Source organism: Curtobacterium oceanosedimentum, from assembly GCF_020297365.1.
Taxonomy (GTDB): domain Bacteria; phylum Actinomycetota; class Actinomycetes; order Actinomycetales; family Microbacteriaceae; genus Curtobacterium.
The window spans coordinates 14,747-35,281 of sequence record NZ_JAIXIG010000009.1 but is presented as its reverse complement, the minus strand read 5'-3'; the positions used below and the strand labels follow the sequence as shown (position 1 = coordinate 35,281).

The 20,535-nt window shown below is 70.8% G+C and carries 21 protein-coding genes; 10 read left to right on the top strand and 11 right to left on the bottom strand.

Translation table 11 applies throughout. The features are described 5' to 3' along the window. Position 1 precedes the first annotated feature (1 nt). From LEL83_RS05735 to LEL83_RS05725, 3 genes are read left to right on the top strand one after another with little or no spacing between them, the layout of a single operon-like run. Positions 2–1,270: an FG-GAP repeat domain-containing protein gene (locus LEL83_RS05735; protein ID WP_225558088.1), complete on the top strand. Its 1,269-nt coding sequence runs from the start codon at positions 2–4 to the stop codon at positions 1,268–1,270. A 3-nt stretch (positions 1,271–1,273) separates the two neighbouring features. Continuing rightward, entirely contained in the window at positions 1,274–3,004 is a 1,731-nt protein-coding gene (locus LEL83_RS05730) for an FAD-binding oxidoreductase (RefSeq protein WP_225558087.1), read from the top strand. Beyond that, positions 3,001–4,170 (top strand): acyltransferase family protein, encoded by a 1,170-nt coding sequence (locus LEL83_RS05725; protein WP_225558086.1) that lies wholly within the window; start codon positions 3,001–3,003, stop codon positions 4,168–4,170. Before LEL83_RS05730 ends, LEL83_RS05725 begins: the two co-directional genes overlap by 4 nt. A gap of 59 nt (positions 4,171–4,229) precedes the next feature. Here LEL83_RS05725 and LEL83_RS05720 read toward each other — a convergent pair whose 3' ends face one another. Further along, positions 4,230–5,114 carry a helix-turn-helix transcriptional regulator gene (locus LEL83_RS05720; RefSeq protein WP_225558085.1) on the bottom strand — a complete coding sequence of 295 codons (885 nt, stop codon included), beginning with the start codon at positions 5,112–5,114 and terminating at the stop codon, positions 4,230–4,232. A 218-nt stretch (positions 5,115–5,332) separates the two neighbouring features. Here LEL83_RS05720 and LEL83_RS05715 point away from each other — a divergent pair, with 218 nt between their 5' ends. Both LEL83_RS05715 and LEL83_RS05710 read left to right on the top strand, forming a co-directional pair. Then, positions 5,333–6,718: an MFS transporter gene (locus LEL83_RS05715; protein ID WP_225558150.1), complete on the top strand. Its 1,386-nt coding sequence runs from the start codon at positions 5,333–5,335 to the stop codon at positions 6,716–6,718. Positions 6,719–7,070: 352 nt separating this feature from the next. Continuing rightward, positions 7,071–7,817: a 3-keto-5-aminohexanoate cleavage protein gene (locus tag LEL83_RS05710; RefSeq protein ID WP_225558084.1), complete on the top strand. Its 747-nt coding sequence runs from the start codon at positions 7,071–7,073 to the stop codon at positions 7,815–7,817. A 65-nt stretch (positions 7,818–7,882) separates the two neighbouring features. Here LEL83_RS05710 and LEL83_RS05705 read toward each other — a convergent pair whose 3' ends face one another. Further along, positions 7,883–9,394: a glycosyltransferase family 39 protein gene (locus LEL83_RS05705; RefSeq protein ID WP_225558083.1), complete on the bottom strand. Its 1,512-nt coding sequence runs from the start codon at positions 9,392–9,394 to the stop codon at positions 7,883–7,885. Positions 9,395–9,462: 68 nt separating this feature from the next. Here LEL83_RS05705 and LEL83_RS05700 point away from each other — a divergent pair, with 68 nt between their 5' ends. After that, a complete protein-coding gene (locus LEL83_RS05700; RefSeq protein WP_225558082.1) occupies positions 9,463–11,199 on the top strand; it encodes an AMP-binding protein in 1,737 nt (578 codons plus the stop codon). A 114-nt stretch (positions 11,200–11,313) separates the two neighbouring features. On the opposite strand, the gene LEL83_RS05695 is transcribed toward LEL83_RS05700, so the two are convergent. From LEL83_RS05695 to msrA, 5 genes are all read right to left on the bottom strand, one after another. Beyond that, positions 11,314–11,721 (bottom strand): hypothetical protein, encoded by a 408-nt coding sequence (locus LEL83_RS05695; protein ID WP_225558081.1) that lies wholly within the window; start codon positions 11,719–11,721, stop codon positions 11,314–11,316. 49 nt (positions 11,722–11,770) lie between these two features. Further along, positions 11,771–12,298 carry a DUF6611 family protein gene (locus LEL83_RS05690; protein WP_225558080.1) on the bottom strand — a complete coding sequence of 176 codons (528 nt, stop codon included), beginning with the start codon at positions 12,296–12,298 and terminating at the stop codon, positions 11,771–11,773. Continuing rightward, on the bottom strand, positions 12,295–12,876 hold the full coding sequence (locus LEL83_RS05685) for a hypothetical protein (RefSeq protein ID WP_225558079.1): 582 nt from the start codon (positions 12,874–12,876) through the stop codon (positions 12,295–12,297). Before LEL83_RS05685 ends, LEL83_RS05690 begins: the two co-directional genes overlap by 4 nt. A 117-nt stretch (positions 12,877–12,993) precedes the next feature. Beyond that, entirely contained in the window at positions 12,994–13,902 is a 909-nt protein-coding gene (gene ppk2 / locus LEL83_RS05680) for a polyphosphate kinase 2 (protein ID WP_198657367.1), read from the bottom strand. A gap of 135 nt (positions 13,903–14,037) precedes the next feature. Continuing rightward, complete coding sequence (msrA, locus tag LEL83_RS05675; protein WP_198657368.1) at positions 14,038–14,559, bottom strand: peptide-methionine (S)-S-oxide reductase MsrA; 522 nt, start codon at positions 14,557–14,559, stop codon at positions 14,038–14,040. A 319-nt stretch (positions 14,560–14,878) separates the two neighbouring features. Between msrA and LEL83_RS05670 the strand changes: the two genes are divergently transcribed. Continuing rightward, positions 14,879–15,094: a hypothetical protein gene (locus LEL83_RS05670; RefSeq protein ID WP_225558078.1), complete on the top strand. Its 216-nt coding sequence runs from the start codon at positions 14,879–14,881 to the stop codon at positions 15,092–15,094. Positions 15,095–15,260: 166 nt separating this feature from the next. Beyond that, positions 15,261–15,848 (top strand): HEAT repeat domain-containing protein, encoded by a 588-nt coding sequence (locus LEL83_RS05665; RefSeq protein ID WP_225558077.1) that lies wholly within the window; start codon positions 15,261–15,263, stop codon positions 15,846–15,848. A gap of 71 nt (positions 15,849–15,919) precedes the next feature. On the opposite strand, the gene LEL83_RS05660 is transcribed toward LEL83_RS05665, so the two are convergent. The 3 genes from LEL83_RS05660 to LEL83_RS05650 form a co-directional block, all read right to left on the bottom strand. Then, a complete protein-coding gene (locus LEL83_RS05660) occupies positions 15,920–16,741 on the bottom strand; it encodes an aldo/keto reductase (protein WP_225558076.1) in 822 nt (273 codons plus the stop codon). A 190-nt stretch (positions 16,742–16,931) separates the two neighbouring features. After that, positions 16,932–17,393, bottom strand: a complete 462-nt coding sequence (locus LEL83_RS05655) for a DUF4383 domain-containing protein (RefSeq protein ID WP_225558075.1) — start codon at positions 17,391–17,393, stop codon at positions 16,932–16,934. 79 nt (positions 17,394–17,472) lie between these two features. Beyond that, on the bottom strand, positions 17,473–18,093 hold the full coding sequence (locus tag LEL83_RS05650) for a TetR family transcriptional regulator (protein ID WP_225558074.1): 621 nt from the start codon (positions 18,091–18,093) through the stop codon (positions 17,473–17,475). 89 nt (positions 18,094–18,182) lie between these two features. On the opposite strand from LEL83_RS05650, the gene LEL83_RS05645 reads away from it, so the two are divergent. Beyond that, positions 18,183–18,797 carry a GNAT family N-acetyltransferase gene (locus tag LEL83_RS05645; protein ID WP_225558073.1) on the top strand — a complete coding sequence of 205 codons (615 nt, stop codon included), beginning with the start codon at positions 18,183–18,185 and terminating at the stop codon, positions 18,795–18,797. 85 nt (positions 18,798–18,882) lie between these two features. Beyond that, positions 18,883–19,239: a VOC family protein gene (locus LEL83_RS05640; protein WP_225558072.1), complete on the top strand. Its 357-nt coding sequence runs from the start codon at positions 18,883–18,885 to the stop codon at positions 19,237–19,239. A gap of 92 nt (positions 19,240–19,331) precedes the next feature. Here LEL83_RS05640 and LEL83_RS05635 read toward each other — a convergent pair whose 3' ends face one another. Then, positions 19,332–20,513, bottom strand: coding sequence for a hypothetical protein (locus tag LEL83_RS05635; RefSeq protein ID WP_225558071.1), 1,182 nt, complete (start codon positions 20,511–20,513; stop codon positions 19,332–19,334). Positions 20,514–20,535 lie beyond the last annotated feature (22 nt).

The following is a 20,535-nucleotide window of genomic DNA, read 5'->3' as shown; positions in this document are numbered from 1 at the left end:
CATGAGCACACAGATCGTGCCGGGCACGGCTGCACCGACGCTGCCGGTCACCGTCCCCTCCTTCTCCACCGAGACCGTCACCGACTTCCTCCGTGACGGGTACTGGCTCGAAGCCGCCGACGTCGACGGTGACGGCAACCTCGACCTGATCGGGTACGGGCTCACCGTCGGCGAGATCTACTGGTACCAGGCGCCGACGTGGGAGAAGCACCTCATCGTCGACAAGATCAAGGAACCCGTCGGCGCCGGGACCGGCGACATCACCGGCAACGGCCTGCCCGACCTCGTCGTCTGCTACCAGCTGTACGGGCCCGGCGGGACCATCCACCACGCCGACGGCGAAGGCGGGAAGATCGACTGGCTCGAGAACCCCGGCGACCCGGCGATCAGCCGCGAGAACTGGAAGCGCCACTACATCGGTCGAGCAACCGGGATGCACCGTCTGCGCGTCGGGCACTTCTCGCGGACCGACCGCATCCAGGTCATGGGCTTCCCCATCGTCGCCGTCGAGGACGTCCACGCCGTGCTCCCCGTCATGCTGTTCACCCAGCCGGACGACCCCACGCAGGAGTGGGACGCCGAGGTCATCAACCGGACCGACTTCCGCATGATCCACGGTGTCGCCAGCAAGCCGGGCCTGATCCCCGGATCGGCACTGGACAGCATCCTGATGGCGTCCGACGAGGGCGTCACCTGGTTCTACTACGACGAGGACGACGACCGGTTCGTGCGGGAGCACATCGGCGACGGTGAGACCGGCCAGTTCGAGCAGACCACCTTCAAGGGCTCCGGTGACGTCGACGGCGGCCGTGTCGGTGACGACCCGCTCGCGTACGTCGCCGCCATCGAACCGTTCCACGGCAACACGGTGGCGGTGTACACCCGGACGACCGGCGACACCGAGGCGTCCTCCTGGCGGCGACACCTGCTCGACATCTACGGCGACCCGAACGAGAACGGCGAAGGGCCGGGGCACACGGTCATGTGCCGCGACTTCGACGGCGACGGTGACGACGAGTTCCTCATCGGCCTCCGCGGACCCGAACCCTGGCAGGGCGCCTACTACTACAAGGCGCTCGACCTCGAGAAGGGGATCTTCGCCAAGTGGAAGGTCTCCGCCGAGTCCATCGCCCGCATCGTCGCCGGCGACTTCGGCAACCGCGGGGTCGACGACTTCGCCACCATCTCCTACTCCGTCCCGCACTACTTCGTCGCGCCGAAGGCGGAGATCACCCTCCACCGCAACCGCACTCCGCAGCAGGAAGGCTGACCGATGCCCACGAAGGACGACACCACCACACCGACGAGCAACGTCGGCCGCAGAGCATTCCTGTTCGGGTCCGCCGGCACCGCAGCAGCGGGCGCGATGGTCGCGCTCGAGAAGGCGAGCCCGGTCGCGGCGTCGCCCTCGGGCACCGGCACGGCAGGATCCGCGGCCGCTCCCACGGGGACGGTCATCGCGCCGGGTGACTCCCGCTACCTCGACATGATGACCGGCAACAACGTGCGGTTCGTGGCGAAGCCGGACTACATCCGCCTCATCGGGTCCACGAAGGACGCCGAACAGGCGGTCCGCACCGCCGTCCGCGCCGGGAAGAAGGTGTCGGTCCGCAGCGGCGGGCACTGCTTCGCGGACTTCGTCTGCAACCCCGAGGTCGAGGTCATCCTCGACCTGTCCGCGATGAACCAGGTCTCCTACGACCCGGTGATGCGCGCCTTCGCCGTCGAACCCGGAGCGCGCCTGCTGAACGTGTACGAGAAGCTCTTCAAGGGGTGGGGAGTCACCATCCCCGGGGGCATCTGCTACAGCGTCGGCGCAGGAGGGCACATCGCGGGCGGCGGCTACGGACTCCTCACGAGGGCGCACGGCCTCGTCGTCGACCACCTGTACGCCGTCGAGGTCGTCACGGTCGACGAACGGCGGAGGGTCAGCACGCACATCGCGACCCGCGACTCCACGGGTACGCTCGGTGACCTGTGGTGGGCACACACCGGCGGGGGTGGCGGGAACTTCGGTGTCGTCACCAAGTACTGGTTCCGCAGCCCTGGCGCCACCGGGTCGGATCCGTCGAAGCTGCTCGTCAGGGCGCCCTCCCGAGTGCTCGTGAACGCCCTGTCGTTCCCGTGGGACAAGGTCGACGAGACCGAGTTCCGCCGGCTCATGACGAACTGGAACGCCTGGCACGAGCGACACAAGGGCCCGGGGACACCGGAGTCGAACCTGTCGAGCTTGTTCAACCTGAACCACAGGGCCCACGGCAGCCTCGGCATGTTCACGCAGATCGATGCCGACGCCCCGGACGCAGCCGGAGTGCTCAGCCGGTTCATCGCCGCGATCACCGCCGGGGTGAACGTCGCCTCCGAGCCGATGACCACTCCGAGCGGAGAGCTGCCGGCGCTGCCCGACCTCCACGAGACGAAGGAGCTCTCGTGGATGCAGGCGACCCGTACCGTCGGCACGAACAACCCGACGATCACGAACCCGACCAGCCGTGGCGCGCACAAGAGTGCCTACTTCAAGAAGGGCTTCAGCAGTCAGCAGCTCCGCGTCATGTGGAAGCAGATGACGCGCGCGGACTTCACCAACCCGGACACGATGATGGTGGTCTTCTCCTTCGGCGGCCAGGTCAACGCGGTCGCGGAGGACGCCACTGCCAACGCCCAACGGGACACCATCTTCAAGATCTGCCTGCAGACATTCTGGCAGGACGAGAAGGACGACGCCTTCTACCTCGGCTGGGAACGGGAGACGTTCGAGGGTCTGTTCCCCGCCACCGGCGGCGTCCCCGTACCGGGGGCGCAGATGGACGGTTGCTACATCAACTACCCGGACGTCGACATGGCGGACCCGAAGCACAACCGGTCGGGCGTCCCGTGGTCGACCCTGTACTACAAGGGCAACTACCCCCGGCTGCAGCGCACGAAGCAGGAGTGGGATCCCACGGACTACTTCACCCACAGCCTCGGCGTCGAACTGCCCGCACGGAAGGACAGCGAGCGATGACGATCGAAGCGCCGACGACGGAGCGGCCCCCGAAGCTGCCGTCGCTGACCGGACTTCGGTTCTTCGCGGCGTTCCTGGTGTTCGGGTTCCACATCACCCTGTCCGCGTCGCCCATCCCGCCGAACGACCCGATCAGCTTGTTCGCCGACGCGCAGGTCGCCGACGCGACCGAGAAGGTCTTCGTCACGACCGGCTACATCGGTGTGTCGTTCTTCTTCGTCCTCAGCGGGTTCCTGCTGGCGTGGGCGGCGCGGCCGGGCGAGAAGATGACGTCGTTCTGGCGGCGCCGCATCGTGAAGATCTTCCCGAACCACCTGGTCATGTGGGTGCTGGCGATGGTGCTGTTCGCCGCGTCGATCACCCCGACCCACGCGGCGGTGTTGAACTTCTTCCTGCTGAACTCGTACTCGCCCGACGGAGCGGTCAACGTGGCCGTGAACCCGCCGTCGTGGACGCTGTGCAGCGAGCTGCTGTTCTACATGCTGTTCCCACTCATCATCCTCGGGTTGCGACGCATCCCGGGGAACCGACTCTGGTTCTGGGCGGCCATGATGGTCGTCGGCATGGTCCTGGTGCAGGTCGTCAACCTCACCGTCGTCCCGGACGAGCCGAAGTCCGCGCTGACCCCGGTGTCGTCGTTCCAGTTCTGGTTCGGCTACATCTTCCCGCCGACCCGGCTGTTCGAGTTCGTCCTCGGGTCCATCCTCGCCCGCATCGTCATGGAGCAGCGGTGGCCGGCCGTCCGCATGTGGCACGCGGTCGTCCTCTGCGTCGTCGGCTACGCGGTGGCGAACGTCGTGCCGTTCGTGTGGACGTTCAACGTCGCGACGATCGTCCCCATCGCCGTCCTCATCGCGACCGCCGCAGCAGGGGACGCAGCCGGCCGGCCGACCTTCCTGCGATCGCGGCCCATGCAGTGGCTCGGAGACACGTCGTTCGGGTTCTACCTCTGCCAGGGCGTCGTCATCTTCTGGGTCCGTCAGGTGATGCACAACGCCACGTTCGAGACCCCGATGGCGCTGCTCGTCATCGCCGGGTTCCTCGGGCTCACCATCCTCGGCGGCTGGGCGCTCTACGCGCTTGTCGAGAAGCCGATGATGGACCGGTTTGCCAGGCCGAGACGGAAGGCGCCGGCACCCGAACCGGCCGCCGTCCCCACAGCCTGAGCAGACGGCAACGGCCCGGATCTCGATGAGGAGATCCGGGCCGTCGTCGTTCCGGTCGGTCAGTGGCTGCGCTGCGCGGTCCTGGTCGGTGTGCTGTCCACGTCGCGGCTGAGCAGCTCGAGTGCCCCCTCCGCCGCAGACCCCGGATCGGGCGTGTACATGAGCACCCGGTGGCCGGAGTCGTCGGGAGGCGTCAGCACCTCGAAGTTGAGGTCGAAGTCGCCGACCTCAGGGTGCCGGAACGCCTTGATGCCGGAGACACAGTTCTCCACCGGGTGCTTCGCCCAGAGCTTGCCGAACTCGGCGCTCTTCACCGTCAGCTCCCCGACGAGTGCGGTGAGCTCGGGATCTTCGGGGCTCCTGCCGCCGAGCACACGCAGGGAGGACACCGCTCGGACCGCTTCTTCCTCCCACCGCGCGTACAGCTCCTTGGTGTGTGCGTCGAGGAACAGCAGCCGCGTCATGTTCGGACGGTCCTGCAGCCGTTCTGGGCTGTCGAAGTCGACGTGTCCGGCGACGAGGCGGTGGCCGAGCGCGTTCCAGCCGAGCACCTCGCTCCGCTTGCCGATGACGACCGCGGGGGTGTCGGTGAGCGAGTTGATGAGTCGCACGGTGCCGGGTCTGGCGTGGTCGGGTCGCGCCAGGGAACGCCGCTTGGGTGCGGAGCGTTCCGGGCGCGCGAGGTTGAACAGGTGCGCCCGTTCGTCCGTCGTCAGGTTCAACGCCCGTGCGAGTGAGGCGATCACCGCTTCGGAGGCGTTCGTGCTCAGCCCCTGTTCCAGGCGCGAGTAGTACGTCGGACTCACCCCGGCGAGCATCGCGAGCTCCTCGCGACGCAGTCCCGGAACGCGGCGCACACCGTAGCCCCGCAGCCCGACGTCGCCGGGTTGCAGAGCGGCGCGACGGACGCGAAGGAAGTCCCCCAGCTCGTTCGGACCGTTCATCCCCTCATTGTGTGCCCAGTGGACCGATCTGTCCTGTCCCTGGTAGTGACAGGCACGACGGGGAGTGGCTGCCGATCCGCCGCCTCGGCAGGGTTGCCCACACCACCACTGAACGCGGACCCCGTCCGCCCGTGCACGAAGAGAGGGTTCCCGTGACCACGGACCGTACCGCGGACGTCACTCCGTCGACCGCAACAGCAACCCCACCCGCCACCGCGATGAGCGGCAAGCAGCGCATCGCGTTGACGGTGCTCCTCACCGCCAGCTTCACCCTCGCGGTGGACTTCTCGATCCTCAACGTCGCGCTGCCGACCATCGGTGCCGACGTCGGGTTCGCCATCGAGAACCTGCAGTGGATCGCCACCGCGTTCGCGCTCTGCTCGGCAGGGTTCACCCTGCTCATGGGCCGTGTCGCCGACATCGCGGGCCGTCGGCGGATGTTCCTCATCGGCATGGTCCTCCTCGGGGCCGGATCGCTCGCGGGTGGCCTCGCCACGTCCCCCGGGATCCTGTTGGCCGCTCGGGTCGCGCAGGGGTTCGCGACCGCGATCGTGGTCCCCGCGGCCCTCGCGTTGCTCCTGCACGCGTTCCCGGAGGGGCGACTGCGCGACAAGGCGCTGGGACTGAACGGGTCGTTGATGGCGGCTGGCTTCACGACGGGTGCCATCCTCGGGGGGCTGCTGACCGACCTCCTGTCGTGGCGGTGGGCGTTCTTCATCAACGTGCCCGTGGCGGTCGGGGTGCTCATCGTGGCCCCGATGGTCCTGCGGGACAGCCGTGCGCCGCAGCGGACGCGGCTCGACGTCCCGGGAGCCATCACGGTCACGCTCGCGCTCCTGGCGCTGGTGTTCGGTCTGACCCGCGCGGCCGAGACGTCCTGGACGGACCCGCTGAACCTGGCAGCGTTCGCCGTCGCGGTGCTGCTCCTGGCCGCGTTCGCACTCGTCGAACGGCGTGCGGCGTTCCCGTTGGTGCCACTCGGGATCCTCGCTCGATCGAACGTGTCCTGGGGGAACATCGCCGGGATGCTCGCGTTCGTGACCGAGACGTCCCTGGTGTTCCTGCTGACCCTGTACCTGCAGGAGGTGCTGGGGTACACCCCGCTCGCCGCCGGGCTGTCCTTCGCGGTGCTCGGCATCGGCACCGTCATCGGCGGGCTGATCGGGCCTCGTGTCATCGGCCGCTTCGGCAACAAGGCCGCGATCGTCGGCGGGTTCCTGGTGCAGGGGGCGGCGACGCTGCCCCTGGTGCTCATCGGTCCCGCGGCTTCGTCGATCTGGCTCGTCCTGGTGGCGACGTTCGTGGGTGGTGTCGCGAACCTCGTCGTCATCGTCGGGTTCATGGTCACCGCGACGTCCGGGCTGCCGGACGGGGAACAGGGTCTCGCGACGGGGCTGACGACGATGAGCCAGCAGGTGGGCATCACGATGGGAACGCCCATCATGAGTGCGGTCTTCACCGCTGTCGTCCTCGGGAGCTCGCTGTCGACGGCCGCGGCGGTGCTCGACGGCGTGACGACCGCGATCTGGGTGAACGGCGGCATCTGCATCGCCGCCGCCGTGGCCGTGGCACTCTTCCTCCGGGGGCGGGCGACGACCGCCTGACGACCAGGCCGCCGGACACGGCCCGGGTGTGCCACCCCTCGAGGGTGTTGCCGCCCGGGCAGCCGTCTGCCCTCCGTCAGCCACCGAGCCCGGCCGACGACCGGATCATCCGGTGCACGCGGTCGTCACCGCCACCGCCACCGTCGCCCTCGCCGTCGGCGCCGCGGTCGCGGCGCACGGCACCATCCGTCGTGCCCGTGCTCGGGACCGCGCTCGGACGCCCGGTCAGGGGTGACCGCCGGACGACTGGGGGCGAGCGCCTCGGAGCTCGCCGAGGCGCTCGCCGCTCCGTCCCGGACGACGCGACGTCCGGCGGGCGGAAGGTGCCGACGGCGAGGTGTAGGCAGGGTCGGTGCCCCACCTGCAGGCCGCTCCGGCCGGTCCTCCCACCCACCCGTCGGTTCCCCGCACCCCGGACACCATCGCCGCAGAGGCCGCCGCCTGCGTCGCCGCCGGTGCGACCACGTTCCACCTGCACGCCTACGACGACGACGGGGCGGAGACGCTCGAGGCCCGGCACGTCTCCGCCGTCCTGCGTGCCGTCCGCCGAGCCTGCCCCGGTGTCCCGCTCAACATGACGACCTTCGCCGAGATCGAGCCCGATCCCGACCGCCGCTCCGCCCTGGTGGCCGGGTGGACGGACCTGCCCGACCTGGTCGCCGCCAACCAGGGCGAGACGGGCATCGACGAGCTCAGTGCGGCGCTCGTCGACCGCGGCGTGCGTGTCGAGGCGTGCCTGCTGTCCCTCGACGACGCGCACCGGTTCGCGCGGTCGACCGGCTGGGAGCGGTTCGCCCGCGTGGTGATCGAACCGCTCGTGGACGACGAGGACGCGGCCGTCGCGCTCGACCGTGAGATCGAGGCCGTCGTCACGGGCGCGGGCATCACGCTCGAGCAGCTCCACCACGGCATCGGGGACGCCACGTGGGCCGTGCTCCGGCGGGCCGCTGTCCGGGGACACGGCGTGCGGGTGGGGCTGGAGGACGTCCTGACCCTGCCGGACGGGACGGACGCCCCGTCCACCGCCGCCCTGGTCGCCGCAGCCCGCGTCCTGGTCGCGAGCACACCGCGGGCCGGTGCGGAGCAGCACGCCGACTGAACCGCCACGCACCCGCGCGTCCGCGCACCCGCGCTCCGCACCGCGCAGCAGCTCGTGTGCCGGGCTCAGCGCTCCCAGGCCTCGACGGTGATGCCCCCGAAGTCCCGCTCCACGACGCGCTCGTACCCGGCCCCGAGCAGCTGCGCACCCGTCGCCCCCGGGCGGGTCCCGTCGTTGCCGACCAGGACCCAGACGCGGTCGTGCCGCAGCTCCGCCCGGGCGGTCGCGGCACGGGGGAGCAGCCGGTCGCTGTACGTGCCGGTGCCCGTCCACGACGACCGGAACGCGACGTCGTCGAGCCCGGCGAACGCCGCGGGGTAGGCGGCCAGGGCGATCCGGGGCCGCAGGGACACCGTGCCGGTCGTGCCGAACACGACGGCGTCCCCGGACCGGGCGTGCTCCTGCACGAAGGTGGCGACGGCCCGGAGCGGCTGCCCGCCGGGTTTGGCGGTCTCGCCACGTGCCGTCAGGAAGGACGGGACGGACAGCGCGATGAGCGCGGTCGCGACCACGGGCCTCCACGAGCCGCGAAGCGCTGCGATGGACGACCCGACCAGGCCGGCCACCGCGGGCACGACGATGGTCAGGTACCGCGGCGTGAACAGCGGGCCGAGGGTGACGGTGGCCGCCACGAGCGCCAGAGTCGGCACGGTGACCCAGAGCAGGAACAGCAGCCAGGCCGGACCCGGTCGGCGACCGCGGCGGACGGCCACGACCAGGGTGGTCACGAGCAGGGCGAGGACGCCGGCGGCGAGCCACCAGGCGTCGAGGAAGACGCTCTCGACGCCGACCGTCCACGGGTTCACGGGTTGGTCGCGCAGCCACGCCACCTGCCCGCGCTGCGTGGCGGCCAGGACCACCAGGGGCGAGGTGACGGCCAGGGCCGCGGCGCTCGCGAGGGCCGTGCGGACGGCGATCCGGCGCCGGTCCGTCCGCTGGCAGAGCGCCCACGCGACGAACGCCGGGAGCACGAGTGCCGAGTACAGGAAGAGCGCGACGGAGGCGGCGAGGCCGAGGGCCAGCAGCACCCACTGCCGCCCGCGGGACGGCTGGCGTGCGGCGGTGACGAGCGCGACGGCCGACCACGTGAGGCAGGCGGTCGCGAGTGCGAAGGAGCGGGCGTCCAGGCCCGCCGCAGCCGCGCGGGGCAGCAGGAGCACCGCGATCGCCGCCGGCAGCGCTGCCCGGGGTGCGTCGAGCCGTCGCAGCAGCACGAACACCGCGGCCGCCGTCGCCCCGACCGCGATCGCGGACGGCAGCCGGACGGCGAACTCCGTCTCGCCGACCGCGATCGCGGACGGCAGCCGGACGGCGAACTCCGTCTCGCCGAACACGGCGGTCCACCAGTGCAGCAGCAGCGCGTAGACGGCGTGCACGGCGTCCTTCTCCTGCACGAAGCGCAGGATCTCGACGGGGTCCAGGCGGGCGAGCCGGAGACTCGCCGCCTCGTCGTTCCAGTACGAGGGCTGCCACGAGCCGACCGCGGTGAGCAGGGTGCCGAACAGTGCGATCGCGACCGTGGCTGTCGTTGCGCGTGCCCGCGGCGTGCGGCCGACGGTCGGTTCGGGAGCGGGCATGACGGGTCTCATTCTGCACGACCGGCCAACCCGGACCCGGTCGCACTCGCATCCGGCATGATCGTCGTGTGCCCTCATCCTCCGTGACCACCGCCTACCGTGCTGCGCGCGACCAGCTCCTCGCCGCCGACTCCGCAGCGACCGCCCGCAGCGGCTTCGCCTGGCCGGACCTGGGCGACACGTTCAACTGGGCGAACGACTGGTTCGACGTCATCGCGCAGGACAACGACCGCACCGCGCTCTGGATCGCGGGTGCCGACGACGAGCAGCGGTTCAGCTACGCCGAGATGGCCGCACGCTCCGACCGGCTGGCGGTGTTCCTGCACGAGCACGGCGTCGCGAAGGGCGACCACGTGCTCGTCATGCTCGGCAACCAGCTCGAGCTGTGGGAGACCATGCTGGCCGTCATCAAGCTCGGCGCGGTGATCCTGCCGACGTCGACGATGCTCGACACCGCCGACCTGCAGGACCGCGTCGACCGGGGGTCGGTGGCGCACGTCGTCACGAACGTCGGAGAGACGGCGAAGTACGCGGGCGTGCACGGGTCGTTCGGGCGCATCGTGATCGGCGGCCCGACGGACGGCTGGACGGCGTACCCGGAGGACCTGGGCGAGCCGGCGCCCTCGGGGGAACCCACCCGTCCCGTGGTGGAGACCCGCACGTCCGACCCGTGCCTGGTGTACTTCACGTCCGGTACGACGTCGAAGCCGAAGATGGTCGTGCACACGCAGACCTCGTACCCGGTCGGGCACCTCAGCACGATGCACTGGCTGGGTCTGCGTCCCGGCGACGTGCACCTGGCGATCAGCTCGCCCGGCTGGGGCAAGCACGCGTGGAGCTGCTTCTTCGCCCCGTGGATCGCCGAGGCGACCGTGTTCGTGCACGACACCCCGCGGTTCGACCCGGTCGGGCTGCTCGCGAAGCTCGACGCGGCCGAGGTCACCACGTTCTGCGCGCCGCCGACCGCGTGGCGGATGATGCTGCAGGCCGACCTCGGAGCCCGGCCCCGTGCACTGCGCGAGGTGGTGTCCGCGGGTGAGCCGCTGAACCCCGAGGTGATCGCCCGCGTGGCCGCCGCCTGGGACCTCACGATCCGCGACGGGTACGGGCAGACCGAGACCACCGCGATCATCGGCAACGTGCCCGGCGACCCGGTGACCCCCGGTGCGATGGGCACACCCCTGCCCGGCGTCGACGTGGTGCTGCTCGACCCGGTGACCGGTCGAGCCAGCGACGAGGGCGAGGTCTGCCTCGACCTGACGGAGCGGCCGGTGAACCTGATGGCCGGCTACCTCGGCGACCCGGAGCGCACCGAGTCGTCGATGCGCGACGGCTTCTTCCACACCGGGGACATCGCGGCGCGCGACGCCGACGGGCAGCTGACGTTCATCGGCCGGACCGACGACGTGTTCAAGTCGTCGGACTACAAGGTGTCACCGTTCGAGGTCGAGAGCGCCCTGCTGCAGCACCCCGCCGTCGCCGAGAGCGCCGTGGTGCCGGCGCCGGACGACGCCCGGCTCAACGTCGTGAAGGCCTACGTGGCGCTCGCCGGCGGGTGGGAGCCCACCGCCGAGACCGCGCGCGCCGTGCTCGAGCACGCCCGGACGGCCCTGCCGGCGTACGCGCGGGTCCGCCGGGTCGAGTTCGCCGAGCTGCCGAAGACCATCTCGGGCAAGATCCGCCGGGTCGAGCTGCGCGAGCGCGAGGAGCAGGCGCACGCCGGTGGCACGCGGCCCGAGGGGGAGTGGCGTGACGACCAGTTCCCGGAGCTGCGCACGCGCCGCCCGGGCCCGACCGCGGACTAGCCCGGGCCCGACCGCGGGCTGGCCCGCGCCCGGACGGGGTCCGGCCGCGGGCTGACCGGGGTACCGACGAGGGCGCGGCCCGCCCGCCCGGTCGGCGAGGCGGGCACCCCGGCGTCAGCGCTCGGCGTCGTCCTCGTCTGCGGCGTCCGCCCCGTCGGCATCCGCCGCCGGGTGCGCCCCGTCGGCGTCCGCCGCCGAGTCCGCGACGTCCGCCAGGTCGTCCCGCGAGTTGGCGTGGATCGGCTCGCTGTGCCCGAACGTCTTCGCCGCCGCTCGCAGTCGTGCGACGAAGTCGCCGTCGTCGAGCTCGAGCTCGTCCTCGTCGGCGTCCTCGATGACGATCTCGCTCGACGGACCGATGAGGACCTTCGTGGTGGTCATCGTGCCGTCCTCGGCGACCGCGGGCACCTCGACGGTGTCTGCCCGGTCCCCGCCGGCGAGTGCCGCGGCGTACTCGATCACGGCGTCGGCCACGTCGTCACCGACCAGGATCGTCGTGCTGTCGTAGCGGATGTGCTTCATCAGGTACTCCTCCCCACCTCAGTGAAGCGCCGCCCCGGCGAGACCCGCTTCAGGATGGCCGATGGACGCGGTCCGGTACCGCGGCGGGCAGGTCGTTCCACACGTCGGCCCAGACGAGCTCGAAGTCGACGGGTCGGATGCGGTGCGCCCGCAACGCCCGCTCCAGGATCGAGAGGGCGTCGAGGGACCCGGCGAGCAGCCGTTCGTCGCCGTGCACCTCGCGTCGACCGTCGCCGAGGAACGTCGTCACGGAGACCGAACGCACCCGCGGGCGCACTGACCGCGTGAACCGGGCCAGGACCGCGAAGCCGCCGCCGTAGGCGAGGAGCGCGGTGGTAACACCGACGGCCGGCACCTCGGCGGCGAGCACGAGGGCGGCGAGTGCGACGAGCGCACCGACGGCGGGCCAGACGTGCCAGGCGCGCAGGAGCAGGCGCTCGCGGGTGTTCGTGCCTGGCGGGTACACGACGAGGGTGCGCGAGCTCCACATCGTCCGACCGACGGGTCGGATCGTGTACCGACCCCAGACGTGCACGCCGTCGAGCAGGCGGCTGCGGACGGACAGCGCGGTGGTCATCGCTCGGCCGGCGCGAGCTCCGCGCGCACCGGCGCGAGCTCCGCACGGACCGGTGCGAGCTCCGCGCGCACCGGCTCGACGACGTCGCGGTGCCGGACGTTCGTCAGGCACGGGAAGCAGACGAGGTCGCCGTCGCGCACGTCGGCGGGCAGCGGGGCCGGGAGGCGGTGGAACGGACCGTCGGCCTGACCGTCACAGCGGGTGACGACGTACATCGTGGCGAGGGGAGCGGTGCTCCTGCGTCCGATCAGGCGCACCTGGTCGAGCACGGCGCAGGTGGGCAGGACGGCGTCGAGTTCCAGCAGCACGACACCCGGCCGCGGACGGCGAACGCGGGTGACCGAGGCCACCGCGACGCTCACGTCGCGCGGCGTCCACCCGCGGGGGCGGTACCGCGGCGGGGACTGCTCGGCGGTGTGGACCGTCGGCGTGCCGGTGAGGTCGGCGAGCCGCACCATCGAGATCGCGGCGACGAGCAGGTCGTCGGTCGTGGCCTCGGTGTGGGCGGGCCAGAGGTGCGGGTCCATCGGATCGGGGAGCGACGCGCGGAGCGTCGGCATGATCGCTGTCAGTGTCACGGTCCCCACACTCGCGCGCGGTGCCACGGGCCGGAAACCCGCGCTCACGGAACCCCTACGGCGCGGAGCGGACTCCTGACGGTGTCCTCACCGGCCCCGGCACCGCGTGCCCCGCGGTCACTCGACGTCGACGTCCCGCTTGCCGCGCCGGACGATCAGCGGGTCGGGCTTGCCGATCACGTCGACCGCCTTGTCCGGGTAGTCGAACTGCGTCAGGAAGTACCGCATCGCGTTGAGTCGCGCGCGCTTCTTGTCGTTCGACCGCACGATCGTCCACGGCGCGTACCGCTTGCTCGTCCGTGCGAACATCTCGGTCTTCGCCGCCGTGTAGTCGTCCCACCGGTCGAGCGACAGCAGGTCGATGTCGGACAGCTTCCACTGCCGCACCGGGTCGAGCTGCCGCATCGCGAACCGGGTGCGCTGCTCACGCCGGGTCACCGAGAACCAGAACTTCGTCAGGTGCACGCCGGAGTCGACGAGCATCCGTTCGAACTGCGGCACCTGGGTCATGAACGACTCGTACTCGTCGTCGCTGCAGAAGCCCATCACGCGCTCCACGCCCGCACGGTTGTACCAGGAGCGGTCGAACAGCACGATCTCGCCGGCCGACGGCAGGTGCTGCACGTACCGCTGGAAGTACCACTCACCGCGCTCCCGCTCGCTCGGCTTGCTCAGCGCGACCACACGCGAGGTCCGCGGGTTCAGGTGCTCGGTGAACCGCTTGATGGTGCCGCCCTTGCCCGCGGCGTCGCGGCCCTCGAACAGCACGACGGCCTTCTGCCCGGTGTCCTCGAGCCAGTACTGGCACTTCAGCAGCTCGATCTGCAGCAGGTACTTCTCGAACTCGTACTCTTCGCGCGGCAGCCGTTCCGCGTAGGGGTAGTCGTCGCGCCAGGTCAGCACCGGGTTGCCGTACGGGTCGATCAGGTCCGGGTCGGCCGTGTGCCCGTCCGCCACGCTGTAGCCCTCGGTCCGGAGCTGCTCGATGTACTCCCGGAGCGGTTGCGAGTAGGGCGCTGTGTCCACCGTGTCCTCCTGTGCCTGCCGATCGAGCGTCGGCCCGGTCCCATCCTGGCCTGGTCACCCGCAGAGCCGCCCCAAGACGGACGGGAGGCACGGTGCCAGCTGGCACCGTGCCTCCCGTCCGTCAGGTCGTCGCGATCAGACGGCCGCGGTCGCCTCGTCACGGTGCGGGAGCTTCCAGCCCGGGCGCACGAAGTGGCAGGTGTAGCCGTGGGGGTTCTTCTCGAGGTAGTCCTGGTGCTCGTCCTCGGCCTCCCAGAACGGGCCGGCCTCGGTGACCTCGGTGACGACCTTGCCGGGCCAGATGCCCGACGCGTCGACGTCCGCGATGGTGTCGAGCGCGACCTGCTTCTGCTCGTCCGATGTGAAGAAGATGGCCGAGCGGTAGCTGCGGCCGACGTCGTTGCCCTGGCGGTCCTTCGTCGACGGGTCGTGGATCTGGAAGAAGAACTCCAGCAGGTCCCGGTACGAGATCTGGGACGGATCGAAGACGATCTCGACCGACTCGGCGTGGTCGCCGTGGTTGCGGTACGTCGCGTTCGGCACGTCGCCGCCGGAGTAGCCGACGCGCGTGCTGACGATGCCGGGACGACGACGGAGGAGCTGCTGCGCTCCCCAGAAGCAGCCGCCGGCGAGGATGGCGGTCTCGGTGGTGCTCATGGTGGCCTCCTGGGCTCTCGTGTCACTGGCTGCGACACCGTGTGGTGCAACCGGCAACAGGTGCGTTCTGTTCCCGCCGTCGGGTCCGCTGTGGGGCACGGACCCACCCGGGTGTGCGGTCGGTACGACTCGTACCCTACGAGCACGTGCTCCGTGTCACCCCTGCGGTACGGTCAGGCCACATGAGGCGGTCATCCATGCGCGACGAGGTCCGGCCCCGACGGGAGACGAACGCGGCCGGTAGCGGCGTCGTCGCCGAACTCCTCGGCAACGCCGGTACCGCAGCCGGTGACTGCACGACACGTCTGCGATCCGCCCGATGAGCCAGCAGGCCTGGCAGGTCCTGTTCAGCATGCTCGTGTTCGGGGGCGCTGTTGCGTCGGGTATCGCAGTCCTGAGTTCCGCTCGGCGTGCACGGAGTCAGCCGCGAGGGCAGAAGCATCGCAACACCCTGACCGAGATCGTGCTGATCTGCCTCGCGTTCGCCTGCATCGTCATGGCGTTCTCCATCGCAGTGACGAAGGCTTACGCATGACACCGGAGCGCTGGCGTCTCGACTCGACCTGTCCAGCATCTGGATCCTCGTCGCGTTGGGGGATCGTCGCAGGGGCCGCCCGTGAACTTCTGTCTTCGAGAGGATTCCATTCCGTCGTCGTCCTCGTCGTAGACGCAAGCCAGACGGATCGGCAAGAGGGGTGCTGATGCCACTTTCACCAGAAGAAACCGCCGAGCTCTCGGCGATCCTCGCCGACCTGCGGGAGCTCGGCTATGACTTCCCGAGCCTGTCCGCGTTCGCTCAGGCCCCCATCCGGTACAAGGACGCGGTGCCGCTGCTGATCGAGTGGTTACGGAAGGTCCGGACGCCGGCGATGCAGCGGGCAGTCGTGCGAACACTCACGAACCCATCCGCGAAGGGAACCGCGATGCCCGCGCTGATCGATGCGTTCCGGAACTTCCCCGATGAGGCGGACACGCGCTGGGCGGTGGGGAACTCCATCGAGACCGCGTACGTGGACACGTACTTCGACGACGTGGCAGCGCTCGCACTGGACCGCCAGTACGGTGACGCCCGCCAGATGGTGGCCCTCGCGCTCGGCAAGTCGAAGCGGCCCGCAGCGGTCGACGTCCTCCTGCAGCTCATGGACGACCACGACATCAGCGGTCACGCGGTGTCGGCGCTGAGCAAGCGGCCGAACCCGCGGGCGCGGGCGGCCTTCGAGGAGAAGCTGACCGACGACCGCCCGTGGGTGCGGAAGAAGGCGGCGCTCGGACTGAAGAAGCTCGAGTGAAGCCAACCACCTGACGGACCGGAGGCGCGGCGCCAGCTGGCACCGCGCCTCCAGTCTGGGCTGGGGTCGCGTCAGTTCGCGGTGTCCTCGAGCGCGTCGAGCGCGGCGACGTCCTCGGCGGCCAGGACGAAGTCGACGTCGGCGTTCGCGGCGATGCGCGACGGGGTCGTGGACTTCGGCAGCGGCAGGACGTCCTTCTCGAGCAGGTAACGGATCGCGACCTGCGCGACGGACTTGTCGTACTTCGCTGCGATCTCGGCGATCTGCTCGTTCTCGAGCAGTCCGCCGGTGGCCAGCGGGGAGTAGCCCTCGGTCAGGATGTCGTGCTCGCGGTCGAAGGCGCTCGTCTCGTCCTGGGTGTTGCCGATGAACCAGCGGATCTGGTTGGCGTGCGGGACGACGTCGGTGCGGCCGAGCAGGTCCTCGAGGTCGGCGACGGCGAAGTTCGAGACGCCGATGCTCTTGGTGCGGCCGGCGTCGTGGAGCTCCTCGAAGACCTTCCAGACCTCGACGTTGCCGTCGCGGTGGTCGGAGCCCATGTCGCTCCAGGGCCACGGCGCGTGGATCAGGTACAGGTCGACGTGCCCGAGGTCGAGGTTGCGGCTCGACTCCTCGAAGGCGTCGCGGGCGCCGGACGCGGTCTTGACCTCGGCCGGCAGCTTCGTGGTGATGAAGAGCTCGTCGCGGGGGATGCCGCTGTCACGGACGGCCTCGCCGACGCTCGCCTCGTTGCCGTACGCCAGGGCGGTGTCGATGTGCCGGTAGCCGAGTTCGAGCGCGGTCTTCGTGGCGTCGTACGCCTCGGAGCCGGACGGGATCTGCCAGGTGCCGAAACCGATCTTCGGGATGTGCAGACCGTTGGACAGGGTGAACGTGTCGGTGAGTGCAGGCATGCGGCCGACGCTACGCCGGCGGTTCGAGCGGGCGTCGAGCGCCGCCGCCGCGCACCGCGCCCCGGTACGGGCGTCGCGCCCCGACTCAGTGGGGCGCGATGCCCACCAGGGGGCGCGAACGCGGGCAGCAGACGGACGGGAGGCCCGTGGCGGTGTCGCCACGGGCTTCCCGTTCGGTCGCGCTGGTGGGTCAGCGCGCGGTGCGCGTACCGATCCGCGGCAGCACCAGGCCGAGCACGATCATCGCGACGGCGAGGAAGGCGTGCAGCACGTTGTCGGCGCTGTTCAGCGGCACGAAGTTCGCGGGGTCGGCCATGCCCGCGGTGAACAGGCCGTAGATGAACAGCACGAGGTAGATGACGCCGCCGACGAGCAGGTAGAGCCGGGCCGAGGCTGCACGGCGTGCGGCGACGAGCCCGACGATGCCGAACAGCAGGTGCACGATGTTGTGCAGGACGGACACCTGGAACAGCCCGAGGAGCAGGGCCATCGAACCGTGACCCGCCATCGACATGGAACCCATGTCCATGGTCAGGCCGGGGATGAAGCCGGCGATGCCGACGATCAGGAAGACGACTCCGAAGACGAACGCGCCCCGCTGGGTCCACGTCGTGGTCGAGCCGGTACGGGGGCTTGCTGCACTGCTGGTCATGGTGAGACCTCTCTCTCGCAACACGTCGCAGTGTGCGGCGCTCATGACATTCGGAGCCGATGCCCGGTCGGTTTGCAGATCAGTTCGCCGTGGCCACCGCTCGCGCCAGGCCCCGCACGAGCAGTTCCCGGGATCGGGCGGTCGTCGCGTCGTCCGGAGCCCTCGATGCGGCGCGTGCCAACCCGTCGACCAGCGCGATGACGGCGTCGGCGACGACGGGGACGGGTTCGGCCGGTGCTGTCCCGTGCCGTGCGGTCCACCGCTCGATCCCGGCCACCACGCCGTCGCGCCAGAGCTGTCGCTCGGCGTCGAGCAGGTCGCCGTCGCCGTCGGCGGCGAGGCCCGTCGCACTGAGCGCTTCGAGCAACCGGAACCGCTCGGGCTCACGCCGCACCAGGCCGAGGTACGTCGAGATCCCCGCCTCGAGTGCGGCGGCGAGGTCGTCGTGCTCGTCGGCGGCGGCGAGCACCGGCGGCAGGACCGCGCGTGCCTGCCGCTCGAGCAGTGCGACCACCAGGTTGTGCCGTGCGCCGAAGACGTAGTGCACGACGCCGTGGGCGACACCCGCGCGGGCGGCGACCGCGCGGGTGGTGAGACTGCGGAGGCCGTCGTCGCGCACGACGAGCGCGGCGGCGTCGAGCAGCTCCGCACGCCGGTCCTGTCGGCTGCGGTACCCGCGCGGCTGGTGGTCGTCGGTCATCACAGGAAGCGTACGGGGCACGTGCAGCGACCACCGTCATGATGAAGTCGGCCGAGCGGCCAAATCGTCATCGAACCCGAGGAGTCACCATGGAGATCGTCGTCCGGGCAGCACGACCGGCAGAGCTCGGCGCGGCGGCGGCCGTCCTGGCGGAGGCCTTCGCCGACGACCCGGTGCTCGCCGAGATCCGGCCGCCCAGGGCCCGCGAGGACCGCCGGGTCGTGCTGACCGAGCTCTTCGCCGCCCTCATCCGCTCGGTACCGGCACCCGGCCGGCGCGTCGACGTCGCCACCATCGCGGACCGGGTCGTCGGCGCCGCCTTCTGGCAGGCTCCCGGTCGTCGCTCCGGTGGCGTGGGCGCCTTCGTGCGGCAGGTGCCCGCGTTCCTGCGGGTCCTCGGGATCGCTGGGGCCCTGCGCGCCCTCACGCACCTGCGGCGGATGGGGCGTGCTCGGCCCGAGACCCCGCACTGGTACCTCGCCGAGATCGGGGTGTCCGCAGCGGCGCGGGGGCGCGGTGTCGGCGGACTGCTGCTCGGACGTGCGCTCGAGCGGGTGGACCGATCCTCCGCGGGCGCCTACCTGGAATCGTCGACCCCGCTGAACCGGCGGCTGTACCGGCGCCACGGGTTCGCGGACGGTGCCCCGATCGCCGGGTTCCGGGCGGCGCTGCCGATCAGCATGTGGCGGCCGGCCCTCGGCTGACCGGACACCGGGGGACACCCACCCTGTGCTCCCGTGCACGGCCGCTGCCTACCGTCCAGGGCACACCACGACGAGAGGAAACACCATGGCAAGTGGAGTCGCAGCAGTCTGGGTCCCGGTCGGCGACATGGAGCGCGCGGTCGCGTTCTACCGCGACACGCTCGGTCTCACGGTGAAGGACCAGTCCGACGACTGGAGCGAGATCGACGCCGGTGGGCTGATGATCGGTCTGAACGGACGCGAGTCGGCCAGCGGGTCGAGCGACGGCGGCGCGGTCGTGTCGTTCCAGCCGGACGGCAGCATCGAGGACGAGGTGGCCGAGCTGAAGAGCCGCGGCGCCGACATCCAGGGTGCGATCAGCGAGCACCCGTGGGGCAAGATCATCCCCTTCAAGGACAGCGAGGGGAACGACCTGCAGCTCTACTCGCCGCCGCAGGGCTGAGTGCCGCCGCGCTGACGCGCGCGGACGACGGACGGGAGGCCCGTGGCGGTGTCGCCACGGGCCTCCCGTCCGTCTCGTGCTGGTGGGGACCGCTACGCGACCGCGATCTCGTTGGGCACGCCCGGCAGCTCGTCACTCGAGGCGATGACCTCGCCGGTGGTCAGGTCGACCGCGTGGACCTTCTGCTCGGCCGGGTCGGTGACGTAGGCGACGTCACCTTCGACCTTCAGCGCGGGGTGGGCGTCCTGCCACTCGGTCGGGCCCTCCCACGCGTCGATCACCGGGTACGACTCGAGCTGCTCGCCGGAGGTCTCGTCGAAGGTGTGCAGGGCGCCGTCGGAGCCGAGCACGACGGCCTCGTCGCCGGGGCCACGTGCCAGGTCGCGGAAGGTGAAGCCGACGTCCTCGGGCATGTCGGCGACGGTGTACTCCCCCGACGCCGCGTCGATCAGGGCGATCTGGTCGAGCAGGTAGCCCTCGCTGTCGGGATCGTCGTTGTAGTCGCCGACCGCGACGGACGAGTCCTCGGTGGTGAACAGGTTGCCGGTGCGGCCGTACTCGGTCGGGGCGTCGATCTTCTCGAACGCGCCGTCGTCGTAGACCAGGGCGCCGTCGGTGCAGCCGAACACCGCGACCTCGCCGGTCACAGCACCCTCGCCGTGCACGTCGGGGCACTCCTCGGAGCGTGCGATCTCCTCGCCGTCGGCGTCCAGGGCGCGCACGCCGGAGCGGCTCTCCTCGGTGCCGATGGTGGTCAGGAGCGTGCCGTCCTCGAGCTCGATGGCGACGCCGTGGTGGGCGGCCTCGGACTTCGTCGTCTCGACGTCGGGCAGGTCGGCCCCGTCGAGCTCGGTGTGGTCGAACGTCGTCACGTCGCCCGTGCCGTCGGCGAACAGGGCGGTGGTGTCGCCGTGCACGACCGCGTGGCCACCGGCGTCGGCGGGGAAGACGGCGTCGGTCAGGGCCGGGTCGGCGGCGGTGTCGAGCACCCGGAAGCCCTCGGGCACGGTCACGAGCACGTGGCGACCGTCACCGGCGGGGTTGACGCGGGTGAAGCCGTCGATCGCGTCGTCGGCCACGACCTGCAGGTCCTGGTCGAGGGTGAGCAGGCCGCCGTCGTAGGTCAGGGTGATGCGGGTGCCGTCTGCCGTCGGGGTCGCGCTGCTGTCGGACCCGGCGTCGGCGGTGTTCGTCGCGCACCCGGTCAGGGCGAGGGCTGCGGCGCCGAGCAGGGCGGCGGGCCACACGGCCCGGAGCGTCTTCGTGTTCGTCATGCTGCTCACTGTATTGATTCTC